General features: G+C 41.3%; 15 protein-coding genes and 1 tRNA gene. 2 read left to right on the forward strand and 14 right to left on the reverse strand.

The annotated features are described in order from the left end of the window. Positions 1 to 201 precede the first annotated feature (201 nt). From metA to T498_RS0114180, 5 genes are all read right to left on the reverse strand, one after another. Positions 202 to 1,125, reverse strand: coding sequence for a homoserine O-acetyltransferase MetA (metA, locus tag T498_RS0114160; protein WP_028236486.1), 924 nt, complete (start codon positions 1,123 to 1,125; stop codon positions 202 to 204). Positions 1,126 to 1,215: 90 nt separating this feature from the next. Continuing rightward, a complete protein-coding gene (ligA, locus tag T498_RS0114165; RefSeq protein ID WP_028236487.1) occupies positions 1,216 to 3,219 on the reverse strand; it encodes an NAD-dependent DNA ligase LigA in 2,004 nt (667 codons plus the stop codon). An 18-nt stretch (positions 3,220 to 3,237) separates the two neighbouring features. Continuing rightward, complete coding sequence (locus tag T498_RS0114170; RefSeq protein WP_028236488.1) at positions 3,238 to 3,960, reverse strand: pseudouridine synthase; 723 nt, start codon at positions 3,958 to 3,960, stop codon at positions 3,238 to 3,240. Positions 3,961 to 4,032: 72 nt separating this feature from the next. Next, entirely contained in the window at positions 4,033 to 5,301 is a 1,269-nt protein-coding gene (locus tag T498_RS0114175) for an SH3 domain-containing protein (RefSeq protein ID WP_051524866.1), read from the reverse strand. 36 nt (positions 5,302 to 5,337) lie between these two features. Continuing rightward, positions 5,338 to 5,411: transfer RNA gene (locus T498_RS0114180), tRNA-Arg, on the reverse strand. Between the two features lie 115 nt (positions 5,412 to 5,526). Here T498_RS0114180 and T498_RS0114185 point away from each other — a divergent pair. Both T498_RS0114185 and T498_RS0114190 read left to right on the forward strand, forming a co-directional pair. Beyond that, positions 5,527 to 6,384, forward strand: a complete 858-nt coding sequence (locus T498_RS0114185) for a shikimate dehydrogenase (protein ID WP_036978692.1) — start codon at positions 5,527 to 5,529, stop codon at positions 6,382 to 6,384. Between the two features lie 36 nt (positions 6,385 to 6,420). Further along, positions 6,421 to 7,452: a 3-deoxy-7-phosphoheptulonate synthase gene (locus T498_RS0114190; RefSeq protein WP_028236491.1), complete on the forward strand. Its 1,032-nt coding sequence runs from the start codon at positions 6,421 to 6,423 to the stop codon at positions 7,450 to 7,452. A 57-nt stretch (positions 7,453 to 7,509) separates the two neighbouring features. Here T498_RS0114190 and T498_RS0114195 read toward each other — a convergent pair whose 3' ends face one another. From T498_RS0114195 to T498_RS16985, 9 genes are all read right to left on the reverse strand, one after another. Beyond that, positions 7,510 to 9,669 (reverse strand): DUF2339 domain-containing protein, encoded by a 2,160-nt coding sequence (locus T498_RS0114195; protein ID WP_028236492.1) that lies wholly within the window; start codon positions 9,667 to 9,669, stop codon positions 7,510 to 7,512. 15 nt (positions 9,670 to 9,684) lie between these two features. Next, positions 9,685 to 10,221, reverse strand: a complete 537-nt coding sequence (locus T498_RS0114200; protein WP_028236493.1) for an NUDIX hydrolase — start codon at positions 10,219 to 10,221, stop codon at positions 9,685 to 9,687. A 130-nt stretch (positions 10,222 to 10,351) separates the two neighbouring features. Beyond that, a complete protein-coding gene (rny, locus tag T498_RS0114205; protein ID WP_442960128.1) occupies positions 10,352 to 11,872 on the reverse strand; it encodes a ribonuclease Y in 1,521 nt (506 codons plus the stop codon). Between the two features lie 174 nt (positions 11,873 to 12,046). Beyond that, positions 12,047 to 12,640, reverse strand: a complete 594-nt coding sequence (locus T498_RS0114210; protein ID WP_081779779.1) for a regulatory protein RecX — start codon at positions 12,638 to 12,640, stop codon at positions 12,047 to 12,049. Positions 12,641 to 12,642: 2 nt separating this feature from the next. Next, positions 12,643 to 13,701, reverse strand: coding sequence for a recombinase RecA (gene recA / locus T498_RS0114215; protein WP_028236496.1), 1,059 nt, complete (start codon positions 13,699 to 13,701; stop codon positions 12,643 to 12,645). A gap of 175 nt (positions 13,702 to 13,876) precedes the next feature. Further along, positions 13,877 to 15,466 carry a peptide chain release factor 3 gene (locus tag T498_RS0114220; RefSeq protein ID WP_028236497.1) on the reverse strand — a complete coding sequence of 530 codons (1,590 nt, stop codon included), beginning with the start codon at positions 15,464 to 15,466 and terminating at the stop codon, positions 13,877 to 13,879. Between the two features lie 406 nt (positions 15,467 to 15,872). Then, entirely contained in the window at positions 15,873 to 16,046 is a 174-nt protein-coding gene (gene rpsU, locus T498_RS0114225) for a 30S ribosomal protein S21 (RefSeq protein ID WP_028236498.1), read from the reverse strand. A 186-nt stretch (positions 16,047 to 16,232) separates the two neighbouring features. Then, entirely contained in the window at positions 16,233 to 18,935 is a 2,703-nt protein-coding gene (gene alaS, locus T498_RS0114230; RefSeq protein WP_051524868.1) for an alanine--tRNA ligase, read from the reverse strand. Further along, the gene (locus T498_RS16985) at positions 18,907 to 19,065 is read right to left on the reverse strand and encodes a hypothetical protein (protein WP_197019975.1); all 159 of its coding nucleotides are present in this window, start codon (positions 19,063 to 19,065) and stop codon (positions 18,907 to 18,909) included. Before T498_RS16985 ends, alaS begins: the two co-directional genes overlap by 29 nt. Positions 19,066 to 19,092 lie beyond the last annotated feature (27 nt).

The raw sequence follows: 19,092 nt of genomic DNA on the forward strand, positions 1-19,092 counted from the left end.
TGCGATAAAAATATGAGAATTTCAACGAATTTATATCGCAAGAAGGCCCGGAACCCGCATGTCTTCGTTCGCTTGTGATAAATCCGAATTCAAATCGGCCAAAATCTATCACAGCCCAGCAGGAATTAGCAGGCTTATAGACATCTTGTGATAAAAAAAGTGCCGCAGCCTTTGCCACGACACTTAGCATCACCTAAATCTCTATTTCTCGCTAATCTTATTCCACTCATAAGGTGTGTTCTGATATACGTAATAATTCAACCAATTAGAATACATAATATTCCCATGACTTCTCCACTGAAGCAATGGTCTCTGGCTTGGGTCGTCATCAGGGTAATAGTTCACTGGCAAGGCAATCTCAAGGCCTTTGCCCTTATCACGCTTGTACTCACTGTCAAGAGTGTAGCGATCGTACTCTGGGTGGCCCATTACGAAGATGTTGCTGCCGTCCTTAGACATGCAAAGGAACACGCCAGCTTCCTCACCTTTTGCGCACACAACCAGATCTTCGCAGGCCTCAATATCCTCTGTGCGCACGCCAGTGTGACGGCTATGTGGTGCATAGAAAATATCATCAAACCCACGGACAAGTGGAATCTTACGATTTTGAACGCGATGAGAGAAAATTCCAAACTTCTTCTCGTCCAAATCATACTTCTCTATGCCATAACGATAGTAAAGCCCCGCCTGACATCCCCAGCAAAGATGCAGTGTAGATGTTACATGAGTCTTGGTCCATTCAAACACTTTGCATAGCTCTGGCCAGTAATCCACATCCTCAAATTTCATCTGCTCCACAGGGGCACCAGTGATGATAAGACCATCAAAATATCTGTCATACACATCCTCAATGCGCTCATAGAATGTGTCCAAATGAGTCTTACTAGTGTGCTTGCTCTCATGACTACCTACTGTGAGGAATGTCACATCCACCTGTAGAGGTGTATTGGAAAGCGAGCGCAACAACTGAAGCTCTGTTGCCTCCTTAAGTGGCATTAGATTCAGTATTCCAATTGAGATAGGTCTGATGTCCTGATGGGTAGACCTGTTCTCATCCATTACGAAAATATTTTCATGTTCTAGTATAGCCTTTGCAGGCAAATCGTTTTGTGTTCTAATTGGCATAGTCTCTTCTCCGTTAGGTAATGTTTGAAAATTTTAGTAATATATTACATCTATGGCTCCTTCATGTAAACAAAAATGTTTCATGCGAGCCTAAGCGTTCACCATTTCAAGCAGCTGCTCTTCAGATATAACTGCCACCCCAAGTGCATTTGCTTTGTCTAATTTGCTGCCGGCAGCCTCTCCGGCAACCAGGTAATTTGTCTTCTTGGAAACAGAGCCGGAGCACTTTCCACCATTTAATTCGATGAGCTCCTGAGCTTCTTTTCTTCCCATTGTAGGAAGGGTTCCAGTAATGACAAATGTGAGTCCGGCAAACTTATCTGTCGCCCCCTCTTTTTCTTCTTCAACCATATTTACACCATAGGCTTTTAAACGCTCTATGATTTCAACATTCACTGGATTGTGTAAATAGTCGAAGATAGATTTTGCACTTATTTCACCGATATCATTTACCTGTACCAGCTCTTCTTCAGTAAGAGCCATAATCTTTTGAATATCCTTAAACTGGCCAAGCAAAGCCTTTGCAGCCGCTTTACCTACATTAGGGATTCCAAATCCAGTAAATAATCTGTATGCATCATTGTTTTTAGCTTCCTCTATAACCCCAAGAAGCTTGTCCGTATTTTTCTCTTTTCCAATGATTCCCTTTTCGATAAGCTCTTCTCTGTGTTCCTTCAATGCAAAGACATCGGCTATATCCTTAATGTAGCCCTGCTGCACCAAATCCTCCACATACACATCGCCAAATCCCTTGATATCCATTGCATCTCTGGATACAAAATTGATGATGTGACGCACCAGCTGCGCCGGGCAACTTGGATTAGTACATTTCATATCTGCCGTGTCAGCATCCCTTGATACCTCGCCGCCACATACAGGACATACACTTGGAATCTTGTATGTCGCCACACCAGCAGGCCTTTTGGCATGCACCACTTCCTTTACCTTCGGAATGATTTCACCAGATTTATAAACCACTATCGTATCTCCGATACCGATATCCAAATCATCAATGAAATCCTGGTTGTGAAGTGTGGCACGGCTTACCGTGGTACCGCATAAACGAATTGGCTCGAAAATGGCTGTAGGATTAACTCTTCCTGTTCTTCCCACCGAAAGCTCTACATCTAAAAGCTTTGTCTCCTTTTCCTCAGGTGGATACTTGTAGGCCACGTGACCGCTTGAATACTTAGCGCTTGTAGAAAAATCATTTCTATAGGCCACCTGGTCGATTTTGACAACCGCTCCATCTATATCGAATGGGAATTCACCACGAAGATTTCCAATCTCATCGATTACTGCAAGAACTTCTTCTGCTTTCTCACACTTCTTATGGAATACTGTTGGCACCCCGTGTGCCTCCAAGATATCCATGCCATCGCAATGGCTAAGAGTCAGCTCCTCTGGCCCCTGCTGCACATTAAACACAAACATCTTCAGGCCACGCTCTTTTGTAATTTTAGCATCAAGCTGACGAAGTGTTCCTGCTGCTAGATTTCTAGGATTAGCCGCAAGCTTTGCTCCCTTAAGCTCCTGCTCGCTGTTGAATCTTTCAAAGTCCTCGTGAGACATATAGACCTCGCCACGAAGCTGCAAGCTATCGTAAGGCAAATCCAAATACTGCTTTACATCTGGAATCACCAGAGCGTTTGCTGTAACATCCTCGCCGATAAGTCCATCACCGCGAGTCTCCGCAAGAGTCAGCTTGAGCTTGCCCATTGAATCCCTCTCATATCTGAGTGTCATGCTAAGTCCATCTATTTTTGCCTCTACTGAGAAATTAGCATCCGGATGAACAGTCTTCACCTTATCAATCCAGGCAACCACATCTGCTTTATCAAAAACATCCTCGATGGAAAGCATTGGCACATCATGTGTAACCTTTACACCGGCCTCACGCATGGCAACGCCGCCAATCTTCTGTGTTGGAGAATCAGGTGTTACCCACTCAGGATGCGCCTTTTCTGCCTCCTTCAACTGAAGCATTAGCTGATCATACTCAAAATCAGAAATCTCCGGCTCGTTCTGATTGTAATAACGATCCATATGATAATCTATGGTATCGATCAATTTTTTGTATTCATTTAATTCCATTATTCTTCCTCTACCAGTTTAGTTTTTAGACCCCTCAAGCATTTTCAAAAGCTTGTTATATTCATCCTCTGTCACATCTCTGTAGGTGTCCTCTTTCAATTCTCCCAGCTCAATATTCATAATGCGAACACGCTTAAGAGTCTGAACCTTGTACCCTAGCATCTGACACATTCGCCTAATCTGACGATTCAATCCCTGTGTCAAAACGATGTTAAAGCTGTTGTTAGAAAGCTTTTTCACTTTGCATTTACGTGTGGTCACCTCAAGCTCATCTAAGTACACACCTGCTGACATCTTCTTGATAAAATCGCCAGTGATTTCTTTATCAACAGATACGATGTATTCCTTTTCGTGAGCATTAACAGCTCTCATTATCCTGTTAACCAAATCACCCTGATTTGTGAGCAATATCAGCCCTGTGCTGTCCTTATCCAGCCTTCCAATAGGATAAATCCTCTCAGGATAATTAATATGGTCGATGATGTTATTCTTTTCACGCTTTTCAGCTGTGCAGACGATTCCTGCCGGCTTATTGTATGCCACCAGAACAGCTTTTTTATCTGCATTGGAAACTATCTTTCCTTCGAATTCTACTGAGTCACTGGCAGATACCTTCTGCCCCATCACTGCAGGCTCTCCATTGACAAGCACCTGTCCAGCCTCTATTGCTCTATCGGCTGCTCGCCTACTGCACACACCAGCATCGCTTAAAAACTTATTAAGTCTGATACTCTCTTCCAAATATTTCCTCCAAAAATATAGCACAATGGAGACCAAATACATGGTCTCCATATCACTCTCGATTAATTTATATTACTTTAAAAGGTCTGTTCTGATATAGCCTTCCTTCTTGCCATATTTAACCTTTGTCCAGCCTTCTGCATAGCTCATAACAACTGTAACCTTCTCACCTGCATAAGCTACAGCAACCTTTGATGCTGATGAATCCATCTGTGAACGAATATTAACTGTAGATGTAAGTGTTACCTCTGTTCCCTCTGCAAGGCTGCCACCTGTTGTTGACTCATCCTCTGATGTTTCCTCTGTTGTCTCAGTTGAATCATCTGAGCTTACTGTAACAGCATCCTTTGTGATGTATGCTTTCTTACCTTCGTAATCAAACTTGTAGAAGTCACCCTCTTCACCGTAGATAGTGATTGAAGTTCCCTTATCTATTGAACCAAGCTTATCACTTTCTTTGTCTGCAGACTCTCTAACATTTGCTCTTGAGTTAACAGTACCTGAGTATGAATTTGCTTCCTCTTCTTCCTGAGCTTGCTTCTCAGCCTCTTCCTCAGCTGCAGCTGCTTCCTCTTCTTCCTTCTTAGCAGCTTCTGCTTCTGCTGCAGCTACCTGTTCCTCGTAATCCTTATGCCACTGCTGATGAGCTGCTGGCAATGTCTCTGAGAAGAATACGTTAAGGCTGTCATCACTTGCAAGTGCCTCATCATATGCCTTTGCAATATCAGCCTCCATATCAAGTAAATCCTGCTGACGGATATATACGCTGATTAAATCTGAAATCTCTGCATCCATCTCGTAGATGTTGTTGTTCTGGTTGAATGAACCATATGTGTTGTTGATGTAAAGCTTTCCATCTTCATTTGTCTCAACATAGAAGAAATCAAGGCCAGGAGCCTGTGTCTCGATATCAGTGTATTTAACATTTACTTCTGTAGATACTAAATATGATTTATCATTTAAGCCCTGCTTTGTGAAAATCTTGATATCGTTGAAGCTATCGATGTACTGGCTATAGAACTGTATGTAGCTAACTTCCTGATCACTAACAGGTGTTGCGATAGTAGAAAGTGTATCTGTATCACCAGCAGCATATGCTGTGTAGTAATCATTTATAAGCTTTACGAGCTCATCGCTGTTTTTAGTCTTGAATTTTTTAGTGACGCTACTTGGTGTTGATGATTTGCTTGAGCCGCTCTTTGGACTAGTTCCAAGGAACAATAAAAGCGCCATCACTATGAAAATACATCCTGCAAGGAAATATCTCCTATTTTTAATTACGAAATCTACACATATATCGAAAATACCCTTAATTTTTGTTTTAATATCTTGAATATCCATAAGTCCTCCAATTTTAAAATACGTATGTTAGATAACTGTAGACGGCCGGATTCGAACCGGCGGTCTTCGGAGTCGGAGTCCGATGCGTTATCCAGCTACGCTACGCCTACGTATTTACTTGCCGATTTATTTTAACAAAGGCTGGCTAAAATGTAAACTTTAATTGACTAAAGCGTTAAAATAAACTACAATAGTTTAAATTTTTAAGAGAGGAATGATGTAATTATGAGTCCAATTGGTTCTACTAATCTTTATTGTCTACTTGGCTCTCCTGCCAAGCACAGCATATCCCCAGCAATGCATAATACTGCCTTTAATGAGCTTAAGCTTGATAATTGCTATATGGCCTTTGATGTACCAAAAAATGGTCTTGAAGATGCAGTTAACGGTTTGAAAGCTATAGGCTGCTGCGGTTTTAATGTTACTATGCCTTATAAGACTAGCATCATTCCTTTTTTGGATGAGCTTGACGAGGGTGCCCAGTTAGCCAATTCCGTAAATACGGTAGTTGCTGAAAATGGCAAATTTAAAGGCTACACAACTGATGGCATAGGTTTTTTACAGGCCATGTCTGATTCCGGCATCCATTATAAAGATACTACTATCACTTTATTAGGATGTGGGGGCGCTGCTACTTCTATTATTGTTCAGGCTGCATACGATGGCGTTGCCAAGATCAACATTTTCAAGCGCAAGAACGCCTCATTTAAGGACACTGTAGACTTCGCCGATAAAATCACCCATTCCACTGATTGCGACGTTTTTGTCTACGATATGGCCGATACAAACGCACTTGCATTTTCTATTAAAGAAAGCGATATCCTCATCAACACCACTAATGTAGGTATGGGTGATGACGATACATCTCTTGTTCCAAAGGAAATGCTACGTCCTTCCCTTACCGTATGCGACGTAATCTATCATCCACCTGAGACAAGGCTTCTTAAGGATGCCAAATCAATAGGATGCAAAACAATGAACGGCAAATACATGTTGCTATACCAGGGGGTTGCCGCTTTCAAGCTTTGGACAGGTAAGAATATGCCTGTACCACTTATAAAAGCTAAATGCTTCGATGTATAAACTAGAAATATCTTTACTAATAGAAAGGACATAAAAATGAGTTTCCAGTACCTAAAAAAAATGCCAACACCTGAGGAAATCAAGGAGCAGCTTCCTGTACCTCAAAACATTCAACAAATCAAAGCAGCTCGTGACAAAGAGGTTGCTGATATTATTACAGGCAAGGACGATCGCTTTTTATGTATCATCGGTCCATGTTCTGCCGACAACGAAGATGCCGTTTGCGAGTACATTGAAAAATTAGCTCGCGTAGCTGACGACATCAAAGATAAAGTCCTTGTAGTGCCTCGTATCTACACCAACAAGCCTCGTACTACTGGCAGCGGCTATAAAGGCATCGCTTCTCAGCCAGATCCAAATGAGGCTCCTGATATGGTTGCAGGCCTTATCGCCATGAGAAAGATGCACATTCGCGCAATGACAGAGTCTGGTCTCACTGCTGCCGATGAAATGCTCTACCCTGAGAACTGGGGCTATGTAGATGATTTGCTTTCCTATGTAGCAATCGGTGCCCGTTCAGTTGAGGATCAGCATCACCGCCTTACAGTTTCAGGCTTTGATGTTGCTTCTGGTATGAAGAACCCAACCTCAGGCGATTTCTCTGTTATGCTTAATTCCGTATATGCGGCACAGCACCCACATCATTTTACATTCTCAGGCTACGAGGTAAAGACTACAGGCAATCCTCTTGCCCACACAATTTTGCGTGGCGCTGTATCTAAGCACGGCAACAGCACTCAGAATTACCATTATGAGGATCTTATCCGTCTTCATAATATGTACGAAGAAATGGATTTAGTTAATCCTGCCTGCATCATCGATGCAAATCATTCAAACTCTAACAAACAGTTTAAGGAACAGATTCGTATCGTCAAGGAAGTCATGCACAACCGCAATCACTCTGATGAAATCAAGAGCCTTGTTAAGGGCGTTATGGTTGAAAGCTACCTTGTTGAAGGCTGCCAGCCAATATCTGATCATCAGACCTACGGTCAATCAATCACCGATCCTTGCCTCGGTTGGGAAGATACACGTCATCTTCTCTACACCATCGCAGAAAGAATCTAAGCAAAATATTAGTCTCAGGCTTCGCTTTAAGCAAACGCCTGAGACTTTTTTATCTTATTAACCGTTTAAGACATCCTTCCTATCCAGTTTGTTGTATATATAGCTAATTGCAAAACAAAGAATACCACAAACTAAGAATCCGCACGCTCTGTAAAGCAGCTCATCATAACTAATATCCACAAGCACTAGCTTAATAACGCTGATAATTGACAACACAAGTCCATATAGTCTCATAGACTTATAGTTTTTCAAAAAGCCTAATACGATAGATACAATTGCTATACATAAGAATGCTCCACTGAACATGATTCCATAGGCTGAATGTGCCCCTAAAATCGCTGCTAAAAGGAATGTATACTTGGCAGCCACATAAGCTCCTGCCCAACTGTATTTTTCCAAGAATTCCTTTACATTCAAGCTGCAAAGAAGCACTAACAACGCACAGTATAGTATCTCTGTAAAATCATTTACATTTAAGATAACTGATACATAAAGCAATACACAAACAATACCGTTAACACCTAAAAACATAGGATTCATCGACTTATCGTCTGCTGTTTTGATTTCTCCAAATTTCTTAATATAAGCAACTACCTGAAGCACTGACAGAACCACGCAAATAAATTCTATTTTGTAATTAAAATCAAAGTCAAAAACAAAATCAGAATCCATAATAAGATTAGCTATCATCGACATCCCTATTACGTAAAGAATGTTGTCATAACCAGTATTCCTATCTTCTGCCTTTTGAATAATGCGCTCTGCAACAATTATCAAAAACATCAGTAATGTAAATACATATTCAATCTGATCGTACTCACAATCAGCTATGACACAAATAAGTATCGCAGCTAATCCTAAAAATCTCGCAACGATGTTTTTATTAATTCTAGAGTATAAATAAGCAAGTGCCTGAATTACTATAGCAAACACTCCACCGATAAAAACTATTCCCATTTGCTCAGATGTCATTAGATTGACGTTTGCCACAACTATTAAAAGCGCAAAAAATCCTTGGGCAACATAGTTAAAGGCATGACTTTCTGATTTTTTAGCATACTTATCCACTACGTAGTATTGGGTTATACCTGCAACTATAAAAATCATATTTGCAATATCTTGGAAATAGATATCACCTATGTAAGCATCTAATGAATAGAGAATGACAATCCCAAATGGGAATATGGTGACAACAGACTGAATCAAATAAGCCAAATTCTTTGTCTCATTATCCACAAATAAAATCTGTACCAATGATGTATACATTACAATAGCGAATATAATAATTACCATTATCACATCAAATGCTTCAGCTACATTATGAACAAAATCATCATTGTTATAATACGATGCAGTAACTAGCGTAAATGATAGTGTTATGCCAAGCCATGATGCAAATGAGCCCCAATAATTCTTTTTAATAAAATCAGTAATCAGATATGATGACTCTGCCAAAATGAGCATAGCTACTACAATTACAAATGAATCTGCTCCATCTAATTGATCTGCACTGAAGATTGATGAAATCACAACTCCGCACTGGCCAATTATCGTAAATACGATACTTTTCTTATTACCTAAGAAACAAAGACATGCCGCCCATATAACAAAGCATATATACATGCTAATCAAATTCAAAACTTCGAAATGACCATAGGCGATAAACAGTGATACAAATACTGCTCCAGTTCCACAACCAGTAAGTGATGTGTTCCATGGATTTACACCCTTTTTCATGGCATGTAGCTCACCTGCTGCGATTAAGGCAAAGCTGAATACAAACATTGCAATCATTTTGATTGTGTCCCCAAGGTTTGGCACAATCAGAAATGCAAACATTACCATTGCTATGAAAATTAAAAAAGAAGCTCCAATAGCCATTCCGTTTTTACCAATAAATGACTCTATGCTAACTTTTTCCTCTTTCTTAGGCGATGCAGGAATATCATAATAATTTGGATATACCCTTTTTGAAATCTCTGGATGCTCCACTTTAGCAGGCTCTGCTTCAGTGCTCACCTGCACAGGCTCCTCTTGGATATTCTGCTCTTGGATAGGTTGCTCTGTTACTACAGGCTCTGGGGCTGGCTGCTCTACTACTACAGGTTCAACCGCTTCTTCGACTTTAGATGATTTTAGCTTTTTAATCTCAGCCAAATCAGATTCAAGCTCTGCAATTTTCTTTTCTAGTTCAAGAATCTTCTCGTCTTCTTCCATGCTATCCTCCTGCTTTTATCTTCTAGCTGCATATGCCATAATAGCTGCCACAGTCTTTGCATCCTGCAGCTTTCCTTCATAGCACATGTCCATAAGCTCCTTCAAATCATATGCTTCTATATCAATATCTTCTGCCTCATCCAAATGCTGTTCACCGATCTTTTCCAAATCAGTAGCAAGATACACATCTATAAACTCATCACAAAATGCCACTGTAGATTTAAGCGCCAGCATCTTTTCAAGTTTGCCCGCTCTATAACCTGTCTCTTCTTCAAGCTCCCTTGCTGCACAGATGCTTGTATCTTCATCCAAAGAATCACGCTTACCAGCAGGAACCTCCAATGTGAATCTGTCTAAAGCATTTCGATACTGTCTAACCATCAAAAGCTTACCATCTGGTCGAACTGCCAATACACAAGCAGCCCCCATTCTATGGCTAACAAAATCCCACTTTTCTTCCTTGCCATTTGGTAGCCTAACTGTGTCCTCATAAATATCAAGGATAGCTCCCTTGTGCACTAATTCTCTTTTTACTCTTTCAATCTTTTCCATTTGTTTCTCCCTCTATCACAACTTCTAGGTAGTATTTTAATACTTTCAATACGGTAAATCAACCTTTTTGAGATATAGTGGTAAAAATTTGTTCAAAAAAAGCGGGTGGATAACCACCCGCTAAGATAATTTACTTTGCGTAGTCTGTAACTCTTGATTCACGAATTACATTAACCTTAATCTGTCCAGGATACTCTAGCTGTGATTCAATCTGCTTTGAAATATCCCTTGCCATGATGACCATATCGGCATCTGTAACCTGTTCAGGAACCACCATGATTCGAATCTCTCTACCTGCTTGAATAGCAAAAGACTTTTCAACACCTTTAAAGCTGTTTGAAATTTCTTCAAGTTCTTTTAATCTGTTTGTGTATGTCTCCATAGCCTCGCGTCTTGCACCAGGTCTTGCTGCACTAATTGTATCAGCTGCCTGAACAACACAAGCTATAAGAGTTTCTGGCTCAACATCGCCATGATGTGCCTCAACAGCATTTACAACTGTCTGAGACTCTTTGTACTTGCGGCAAAGATCTGCACCGAGCTGTACGTGTGTACCCTCCTGCTCTCTATCTACTGCCTTTCCAATATCATGCAATAAACCTGCACGCTTTGCTACCCTAACATCAAGACCAAGCTCTGCAGCAAGTAATCCTGATAATTGAGCAACCTCGATAGAATGCTTTAATACATTCTGTCCGTAGCTGGTTCTGAACTTCATCTTTCCAAGTAATCTAAGAAGTTCTGGATGAATTCCCTGAACACCAACCTCAAGTGCGGCTGCATCGCCTTCCTCGCGGATCTGCTGTTCTACTTCCTTCTTAGCTTTTTCTACTGTCTCTTCGATTCTAGCTGGATGAATACGTCCATCTACAATAAGCTTTTCCAATGCAATACGTGCAATTTCACGTCTTACTGGATCGAATGCAGATAAAATAACTGCCTCAGGTGTATCATCAATAATAAGCTCTACGCCTGTCATGGTCTCGAGTGTACGGATGTTACGTCCTTCTCTACCAATGATACGTCCCTTCATCTCATCGTTAGGGAGCTGCACTACTGAAATGGTAGTCTCAGCAACATGATCTGCTGAACACTTCTGAATAGCACTAACTACGATTTCACGTGCCTTCTTATCAGCCTCATCCTTTGCCTGAGCTAAGCTCTCTTTAATAAGTTTTGCTGCGTCTAATTTGACGTCTTCTTCTACAGATTTTAAAAGTTGTTCTTTTGCTTGTTCGGAGGTAAGTCCTGAGATTCTCTCTAGTTCCTGCACACGCTGCTGATTAAGCTTTGCTACTTCCTCGCGCTGCTTGTTAAGCTGTTGTTCCTGACGAGCTAATTCTGAGTCTCTCTTTTCAACTGCATCGAGCTTCTTATCAAGATTATCTTCCTTCTGAGATAATCTATGCTCGCTTCTCTGAATTTCTGCTCGGCGCTCACGGATTTCCTTATCGAGATCGTTCTTCTGCTTCATGGCATCTTCCTTTGCCTCAAGCATAGCTTCTCTCTTTTTAGCTTCCGCGCTCTTAACTGCCTCATCAATAATCTCACGAGCCTTTGCCTCGGCAGAATCCACCTTGTTCTTGCCTTGTTTCTCGTGAATTTGATTAGAAACAATAAGAGTGATAACAACTGCGATAGCGGCGACGATAACTGCTACGATAATCGTTACTGCGTTCACAGGAGCACCTCCTTATTTAATTTTCTAATTGGAATATAAAATAAAAGCTATACTGCTCTCATTTATAAACATCAACACAATTAGTTTAACTTTATATAGCCCTTATGTCAAGCCTGCAAGCACCATATATAGTGTATCTAACCTCTATTTTAATACCCTATTTATGCTATCCGAAGAGAAACCTCTGGACGCCAAAAAACGGTACATTTTTGCCCTATCTTCGTAACTGGAATTTTCTCTGTCGTATCCCTTTTTATCAAGCAGTTTTTCAATGAGGTCCCCCTCATCAACAGTGTATTCCTCTTCCATCACACGCTCGATTACTTCAGATGAAATCCCCTTGCCAATAAGGTCTTGCTTGAGCCTCATTCTGCTTCTGGAATCCTGGTAAAACCTAATGTGACTGGCAGCCATTCTGGCATCATCCAAATAGCCATATTCGTTGATGTAATCGATAGCTATATCAATCACATCCTCCGAATAGCCGCCTTCCTTAAGCTTATCCCTAAGATTCTTCTCCGACCTATCCTGCTTTTCAAGAAGGTGCAGTGCTCTTTTCTTGCAGCGAGGAATAATGATATCCTGCATTATCTGCTGATAATCTGCTTCAGATAATTCTGCTCCCTCTTCTATTCCATAAGACTCGTATTCTTTTTTATATAGAACAAAATCTGCCCCGCCAGCGAGACAGATTTTTGCTCTTCCCTTTGTAAGTTTAACAAGAGATAAAACTTCCATTATTATTCAATAACCTCTGTAGGAATATCGTCCTTCTTATCGCCACCAACTAAACCAACTTCTGATTCGTCAGTCTCAGCATAGTGCTCGCGGATTGCGTCTGCAATCTCCTCGCGAACTTCTGGATTCTGCTTAAGGTATGTCTTAGCGTTCTCGCGGCCCTGGCCAATCTTCTCGCCAAGGTATGCATACCAAGCACCAGATTTCTGTACAATATCAAGATTGGCTGCTACATCAAGAATATCGCCCTCACGAGAGATACCCTCACCAAACATGATATCGAACTCTGCCTCTCTGAATGGAGGTGCTACCTTGTTCTTTACGATCTTTGCACGAGTTCTGTTACCGATTACTTCGCCGTTCTGCTTGAGAGCCTCGATACGACGAACATCGATACGAACTGAAGCGTAGAACTTAAGAGCACGACCACCAGTTGTAGTCTCTGGGTTACCGAACATAACACCAACCTTCTCACGAAGCTGGTTGATAAAGATGACAACGCAGTTTGTCTTTGCAACAATACCTGTGAGCTTTCTCATGGCCTGTGACATAAGACGTGCATGAAGACCTACATGAGAATCACCCATATCTCCATCGATTTCTGCCTTTGGTACAAGTGCTGCAACTGAATCGACTACGATGATATCCATAGCGCCTGAACGCACCATTGTCTCTGTGATTTCAAGAGCCTGTTCACCGTTATCAGGCTGAGAAATGTATAAATCGTCAATATCAACACCGATTGCCTTAGCATATTTAGGATCAAGAGCATGCTCAGCATCGATGAAACCAGCGATACCGCCTGCCTTCTGAACCTCTGCTACTGCGTGAAGTGCAAGTGTTGTCTTACCTGATGATTCTGGACCGTAGATTTCGATAATACGTCCCTTAGGGAAACCACCCTGTCCAAGTGCTATATCAAGACTGATTGAGCCTGTAGGAACTGTCTCTACCTGGATGTTAGCTCCCTCCCCAAGCTTCATAACAGAACCTTTACCATATTGTTTTTCAATCTGCGAAATCGCAGCATCTAACGCTTTAAGCTTATCTTCATTTGCCATTTAATAAAACCTCCGTTCGGAACAACTGTTCGTTTCTTTAATACAATAATAGATAAAGTGATTATAAATGTCAACAAAAAATGGGATAAAAATTTGAAAACAAAAAAACAAAAGACAGTGGCGAATGCCACTGCCCATTAATATACACTGTAAAAATATTACCGTCAAGATATTTTTAGTTAGTACCAAATTCTGAAAGAACAAGCCCTTCATTTCTGTCGAGAACCATGCCCACAGACCATGAATTAACGAACAATAGAAGTGGTCTGTCCTTAAGGTCTTTAATCTTTTTCATATCAGATGTACCTGATATCTTATCTAAGTCATAATCTCCTTCAATCCATCTGATGTGCTCATATGGAAGGTTCTCAAGAGCGATTTCTACATTGTATTCATTGTTAAGACGATATTTTAATACGTCAAACTGAAGAACACCTACTACGCCTACGATGATTTCCTCCATACCAGTGTTAAACTCCTGGAAAATCTGGATAGCACCTTCCTGGGCAATCTGTGTGATTCCCTTCATAAACTGCTTACGCTTCATAGTATCAATCTGGCGAACACGTGCAAAATGCTCTGGAGCGAATGTAGGAATACCTTCGAACTTAAATGGCTTTTTAGCAGATGTAAATGTATCACCAATGCTATAAAGGCCTGGATCAAACACACCAATAATATCACCAGCATAAGCTTTATCTACTATCTTACGCTCATCTGCCATCATCTGCTGTGGAGCAGAAAGCTTTGCCTTACGTCCACCCTGAACATGTAAGTAATCCTTTGAAGCATCAAATGTACCAGAACAAATACGAAGGAATGCAACACGGTCACGGTGCGCCTTGTTCATATTTGCCTGAATCTTAAATACAAATGCTGAGAAATCCTCTGAAAATGGACTAATCTCACCTGCATCACTCTTACGTGGAAGTGGGCTATATGTCATCTGGAGGAAATGCTCAAGGAATGTCTCTACACCAAAGTTTGTAAGGGCAGAACCAAAGAATACCGGAGAAAGCTCACCAGCTGTAACCTCATCCTGGTTAAACTCTGCACCTGCACCATCTAAAAGCTCAAGCTCTTCCATAAGCTGATCATATTTTTCCTGACCAATTTCTTCCTTAAGAGCTGGATCATCTACTGAAAGAATGCGCTCCTCTCCCTGCTTTGTACCCTTTTGTGTATCAGAGAACATACGAACACAGCGTGTATTTCTATCATACACACCCTTGAATTCCTTACCAGAACCGATTGGCCAGTTAACAGGAACTGTAGCGATACCAAGCTCGTTTTCAATATCATCGAGAAGCTCAAATGTATCATTAGCATCTCTATCCATCTTATTAATGAATGTAAAGATAGGAATATGTCTCATAACACAAACCTTAAAAAGCTTACGTGTCTGAGCCTCAACACCCTTTGAAGCATCGATAACCATTACGGCACTATCGGCAGCCATAAGTGTACGATATGTATCCTCAGAGAAATCCTGGTGACCAGGTGTATCAAGAATATTGATGCAATATCCGTCATACTCAAACTGAAGAACTGAAGAAGTAACTGAAATACCTCTCTCCTTCTCAATTTCCATCCAGTCTGATACAGCATGTCTGGCTGTGGCTTTTCCCTTTACGGAACCAGCCAAATTGATCTGTCCTCCATAAAGCAAAAACTTTTCGGTAAGTGTTGTCTTACCTGCATCGGGATGGGAAATAATCGCAAAAGTACGACGTCTCTTTATCTCTTCTTCTACTGAACGTGCCATAAAACCTCCAAAAATAATCCGCGGACACCTATATCATTTCTCGACTGTTACGGTAACAAGCATTCGTCTTACTCCGCTTCGCATAGAAAGCTTCGCTTGAGTAAGCAAATAGCTTGTTGCCTACAGCCTATTTATAGATTCTTGAAAAACATCAGTTTTTCAGGAATCGTAAATACCATGAAATAGATTTATCTATTTTCATGTCCTGCAAAGCAGGATTCTTGCTGACAATTTCATTGTTCTGTCAGCAAGAAGTCATACATTACTTGTCCGCTCACAATTTTTCTATATATTAATACCAGCAATGCCAATACACCATCGGCATAACTCGACTAAACGTAAACCGAAAAATAGCCTGTACCAGTAACCGGTACAGGCCATGATTTCATAAATTCTTCAACGTAAATTAGAACTTACGCTTTCTAGCAGCCTCAGACTTCTTCTTACGCTTTACTGAAGGCTTCTCATAGTGCTCACGCTTACGAATCTCCTGCTGGATACCAGCCTTAGCACAGTTTCTCTTAAATCTACGAAGAGCGCTGTCTAATGACTCGTTTTCTTTAACTGTAACATATGACATAGTCTAATCCTAACCTCCCTCCATTTGGGGACTTGTACTCATTAATCTAAAAGCACTAACAAGCATTTTAACAGAAAAAATTTATTTGTCAACCCAATTTTCTATAAAACTACGCAAGTTACGGTCTCAAGCCTTAGTATTACTCAAGCGCTTGATACCTACTTGCTCATTTAACAACCTAATTTATTAATTCAACATACCCTCAAGTACTGATCTTGCTTCTGCTAACGCATCTGCAATGCCTGCTGGATTCTTACCACCAGCCTGAGCCATGTTTGGACGACCGCCGCCGCCACCGCCAACCTTAGGTGCAATAGCCTTTACAAGGTTACCAGCATGTGCGCCAGCTTTCTGTGCTGCATCTGTTGCCATAACAACAAGGTTAACCTTGCCATCGCAATCAGATGCAAGAACGATAACGCCCTCGCCAAGCTTTGACTTAAGATCATCGCCAAGATCACGAAGACCGTTCATATCTACACCAGCTACTGATGTAGCAAGAAGCTTAACTCCGTTAACCTCTACGACTGAATCCATAACATCGCCTACTGCAGCCTGTGCTGCCTTAGCCTTCATAGATTCAAGCTCAGAATTTGCTTCCTTAAGCTGCTTCTGAAGATGTGCAATCTTCTCTTCTACGTCTGCTGGCTGACACTTAAGTGCAGCTGCTGCAGCATTAAGCTTAGCTTCGATATCAGCATAGTATTCAAATACAGCTGCGCCAGTGATAGCTTCGATACGACGTGTACCAGCAGCTACACCGTTTTCTGAAAGAATCTTAAATGCAGAGATTTCAGATGTGTTTGATACGTGTGTACCACCACAAAGCTCTGTAGAGAAATCTCCCATCTTTACAACGCGAACTTCGTCGCCGTATTTCTCACCAAAGAGAGCCATAGCACCGCTCTTCTTAGCTTCATCGATTGACATGATTGCTGTAGTAACTGCAAGACCTTCTGCAATCTTGTCATTTACCATCTTTTCAACCTTTGCGATTTCCTCAGGTGTCATTGCTGAGAAGTGAGAGAAATCGAAGCGTGTTCTATCAGCATCCTGGTATGAACCCTTCTGCTCTACGTGTGTACCAAGTACTTCACGAAGTGCCTTCTGAAGAAGGTGAGTAGCTGAGTGGTTCTTGCAGATACGGCTACGTCTTGCAGCATCAACCTTAAGTGTAACCTTATCGCCAACCTTAATCATACCTGACTTCATTTCACCAACGTGACCGATTTTACCACCCTTGAGCTTGATAGTGTCTTTAACTTCAAACTCACCGTTTGGTGTACAGATGATACCAGTATCACCAATCTGACCACCCATTGTAGCGTAGAATGGTGTTTCAGGAACGATGATTGTTCCAACTGTACCCTCTGTGATTGTATCAACGATTTCTGTCTCTGTTGTAAGAACAGTAACCTCTGACTCTGATGTAGTCTTGTCGTAGCCTACGAATTCAGATGTAACAGAAAGATCGATATCATCATAAACAGATGCATCAGCACCCATGTAGTTTGTCTCTTTACGAGCAGCACGAGCCTTCTGTCTCTGCTCCTCCATGCAAGCCTCAAAGCCGGAAGCATCATAAGAGAATCCCTTTTCCTCAAGGATTTCAGCTGTAAGATCTACAGGGAATCCGTAAGTATCATAAAGCTTGAATGTATTCTCTCCTGAAAGCTCCTTAGAGCCAGAAGCCTTAAGCTCCTCTTCCATCTTTGCAAGGATTTCAAGACCTTTATCGATAGTCTTGTTGAACTGCTCTTCCTCAGCTGTGAGAGTCTTGAAGATGAATTCTCTCTTCTCCCAAAGCTCTGGATAGCCATCCTTACATTCATTAATAACTGTCTCTGAAAGCTTAGCCATGAAAAGACCATCAATGCCAAGTGCACGGCCATGCTTAGCAGCACGTCTGATAAGACGACGAAGTACGTATCCTCTACCCTCGTTTGAAGGTGTAACACCATCAGATACAAGGAATGTAGATGAACGAATATGATCAGTGATAAGACGAATTGAAACATCATCAAGAGCATCTACCTGATACTTCTTTCCAGACATCTCGCAAATCTTGTCACGAATAGCCTTCATTGTGTCGATATCGAATACAGAATCAACATCCTGCATAACAACAGCAAGACGCTCAAGACCCATACCTGTATCGATGTTCTTCTGAGCAAGCTCCTCATAACCGCCATGGCCATCGCCATTGAACTGAGTGAATACGTTGTTCCAAACTTCCATGTAACGGTCGCACTCGCAACCTACTTTACAATCAGGCTTGCCACAGCCGTATTTCTCACCACGGTCGTAGTAAATCTCTGAGCAAGGACCGCAAGGACCTGCACCATGCTCCCAGAAGTTATCACACTCGCCTGTCTCTGGATCACGATAGAAACGAGTGATGCGCTCTGGTGCAACACCAACTTCCTTTGTCCAGATTTCGAATGCTTCCTCATCCTCTCCATAAATAGATGGATATAAACGATTAGGGTCAAGCTCTAATACCTTAGTCAAGAATTCCCATGACCAAGCAATCGCCTCGTGCTTGAAATAATCGCCGAAGGAAAAATTACCAAGCATCTCAAAAAAAGTAAGATGGCGGGCCGTCTTACCTACATTATCAATGTCACCTGTTCTAACACATTTTTGACATGTTGTAACGCGTCTACGAGGTGGAATCTCCTGACCTGTAAAGTATGGCTTAAGAGGTGCCATACCAGCGTTGATAAGCAATAAACTGTTATCGTTCTGTGGTACAAGAGAAAAACTATTGAGGCAAAGATGATCCTTGCTCTCAAAGAACTCCAAGTAGGCGCGTCGTAAATCATTAACACCAGTATTCAAAACAATAGTCCTCCAAAAATTATTCCTCGGAAGAATTTGTTGCGGCATCAACGATGCCCTTCTTCCTATCGCTAGACTGGCGGAGTTTAATTCCAATAAAGCCTCCACAAATTCCTAACGCAACGAGTATGATCATTTTAATTAGATAACTTGCAAAACTAGATAAAAATGCAGACATAGCAGTTCCTCCTAAATTACAATATTC

The sequence above is a fragment of the Pseudobutyrivibrio sp. MD2005 genome, from assembly GCF_000621865.1.
Lineage (GTDB): Bacteria > Bacillota > Clostridia > Lachnospirales > Lachnospiraceae > Pseudobutyrivibrio.

Excerpts from the sequence above, each read along its gene's own strand:
- metA (WP_028236486.1), bottom strand. The coding sequence starts at position 1,125 with ATGCCAATTAGAACACAAAACGATTTGCCTGCAAAGGCTATACTAGAA.
- ligA (WP_028236487.1), bottom strand. The coding sequence starts at position 3,219 with ATGGAATTAAATGAATACAAAAAATTGATCGATACCATAGATTATCAT.
- T498_RS0114175 (WP_051524866.1), bottom strand. The coding sequence starts at position 5,301 with ATGGATATTCAAGATATTAAAACAAAAATTAAGGGTATTTTCGATATA.
- T498_RS0114185 (WP_036978692.1), top strand. The coding sequence starts at position 5,527 with ATGAGTCCAATTGGTTCTACTAATCTTTATTGTCTACTTGGCTCTCCT.
- T498_RS0114190 (WP_028236491.1), top strand. The coding sequence starts at position 6,421 with ATGAGTTTCCAGTACCTAAAAAAAATGCCAACACCTGAGGAAATCAAG.
- T498_RS0114195 (WP_028236492.1), bottom strand. The coding sequence starts at position 9,669 with ATGGAAGAAGACGAGAAGATTCTTGAACTAGAAAAGAAAATTGCAGAG.
- T498_RS0114200 (WP_028236493.1), bottom strand. The coding sequence starts at position 10,221 with ATGGAAAAGATTGAAAGAGTAAAAAGAGAATTAGTGCACAAGGGAGCT.
- T498_RS0114210 (WP_081779779.1), bottom strand. The coding sequence starts at position 12,640 with ATGGAAGTTTTATCTCTTGTTAAACTTACAAAGGGAAGAGCAAAAATC.
- recA (WP_028236496.1), bottom strand. The coding sequence starts at position 13,701 with ATGGCAAATGAAGATAAGCTTAAAGCGTTAGATGCTGCGATTTCGCAG.
- T498_RS0114220 (WP_028236497.1), bottom strand. The coding sequence starts at position 15,466 with ATGGCACGTTCAGTAGAAGAAGAGATAAAGAGACGTCGTACTTTTGCG.
- rpsU (WP_028236498.1), bottom strand. The coding sequence starts at position 16,046 with ATGTCATATGTTACAGTTAAAGAAAACGAGTCATTAGACAGCGCTCTT.
- alaS (WP_051524868.1), bottom strand. The coding sequence starts at position 18,935 with ATGCCGCAACAAATTCTTCCGAGGAATAATTTTTGGAGGACTATTGTT.
- T498_RS16985 (WP_197019975.1), bottom strand. The coding sequence starts at position 19,065 with ATGTCTGCATTTTTATCTAGTTTTGCAAGTTATCTAATTAAAATGATC.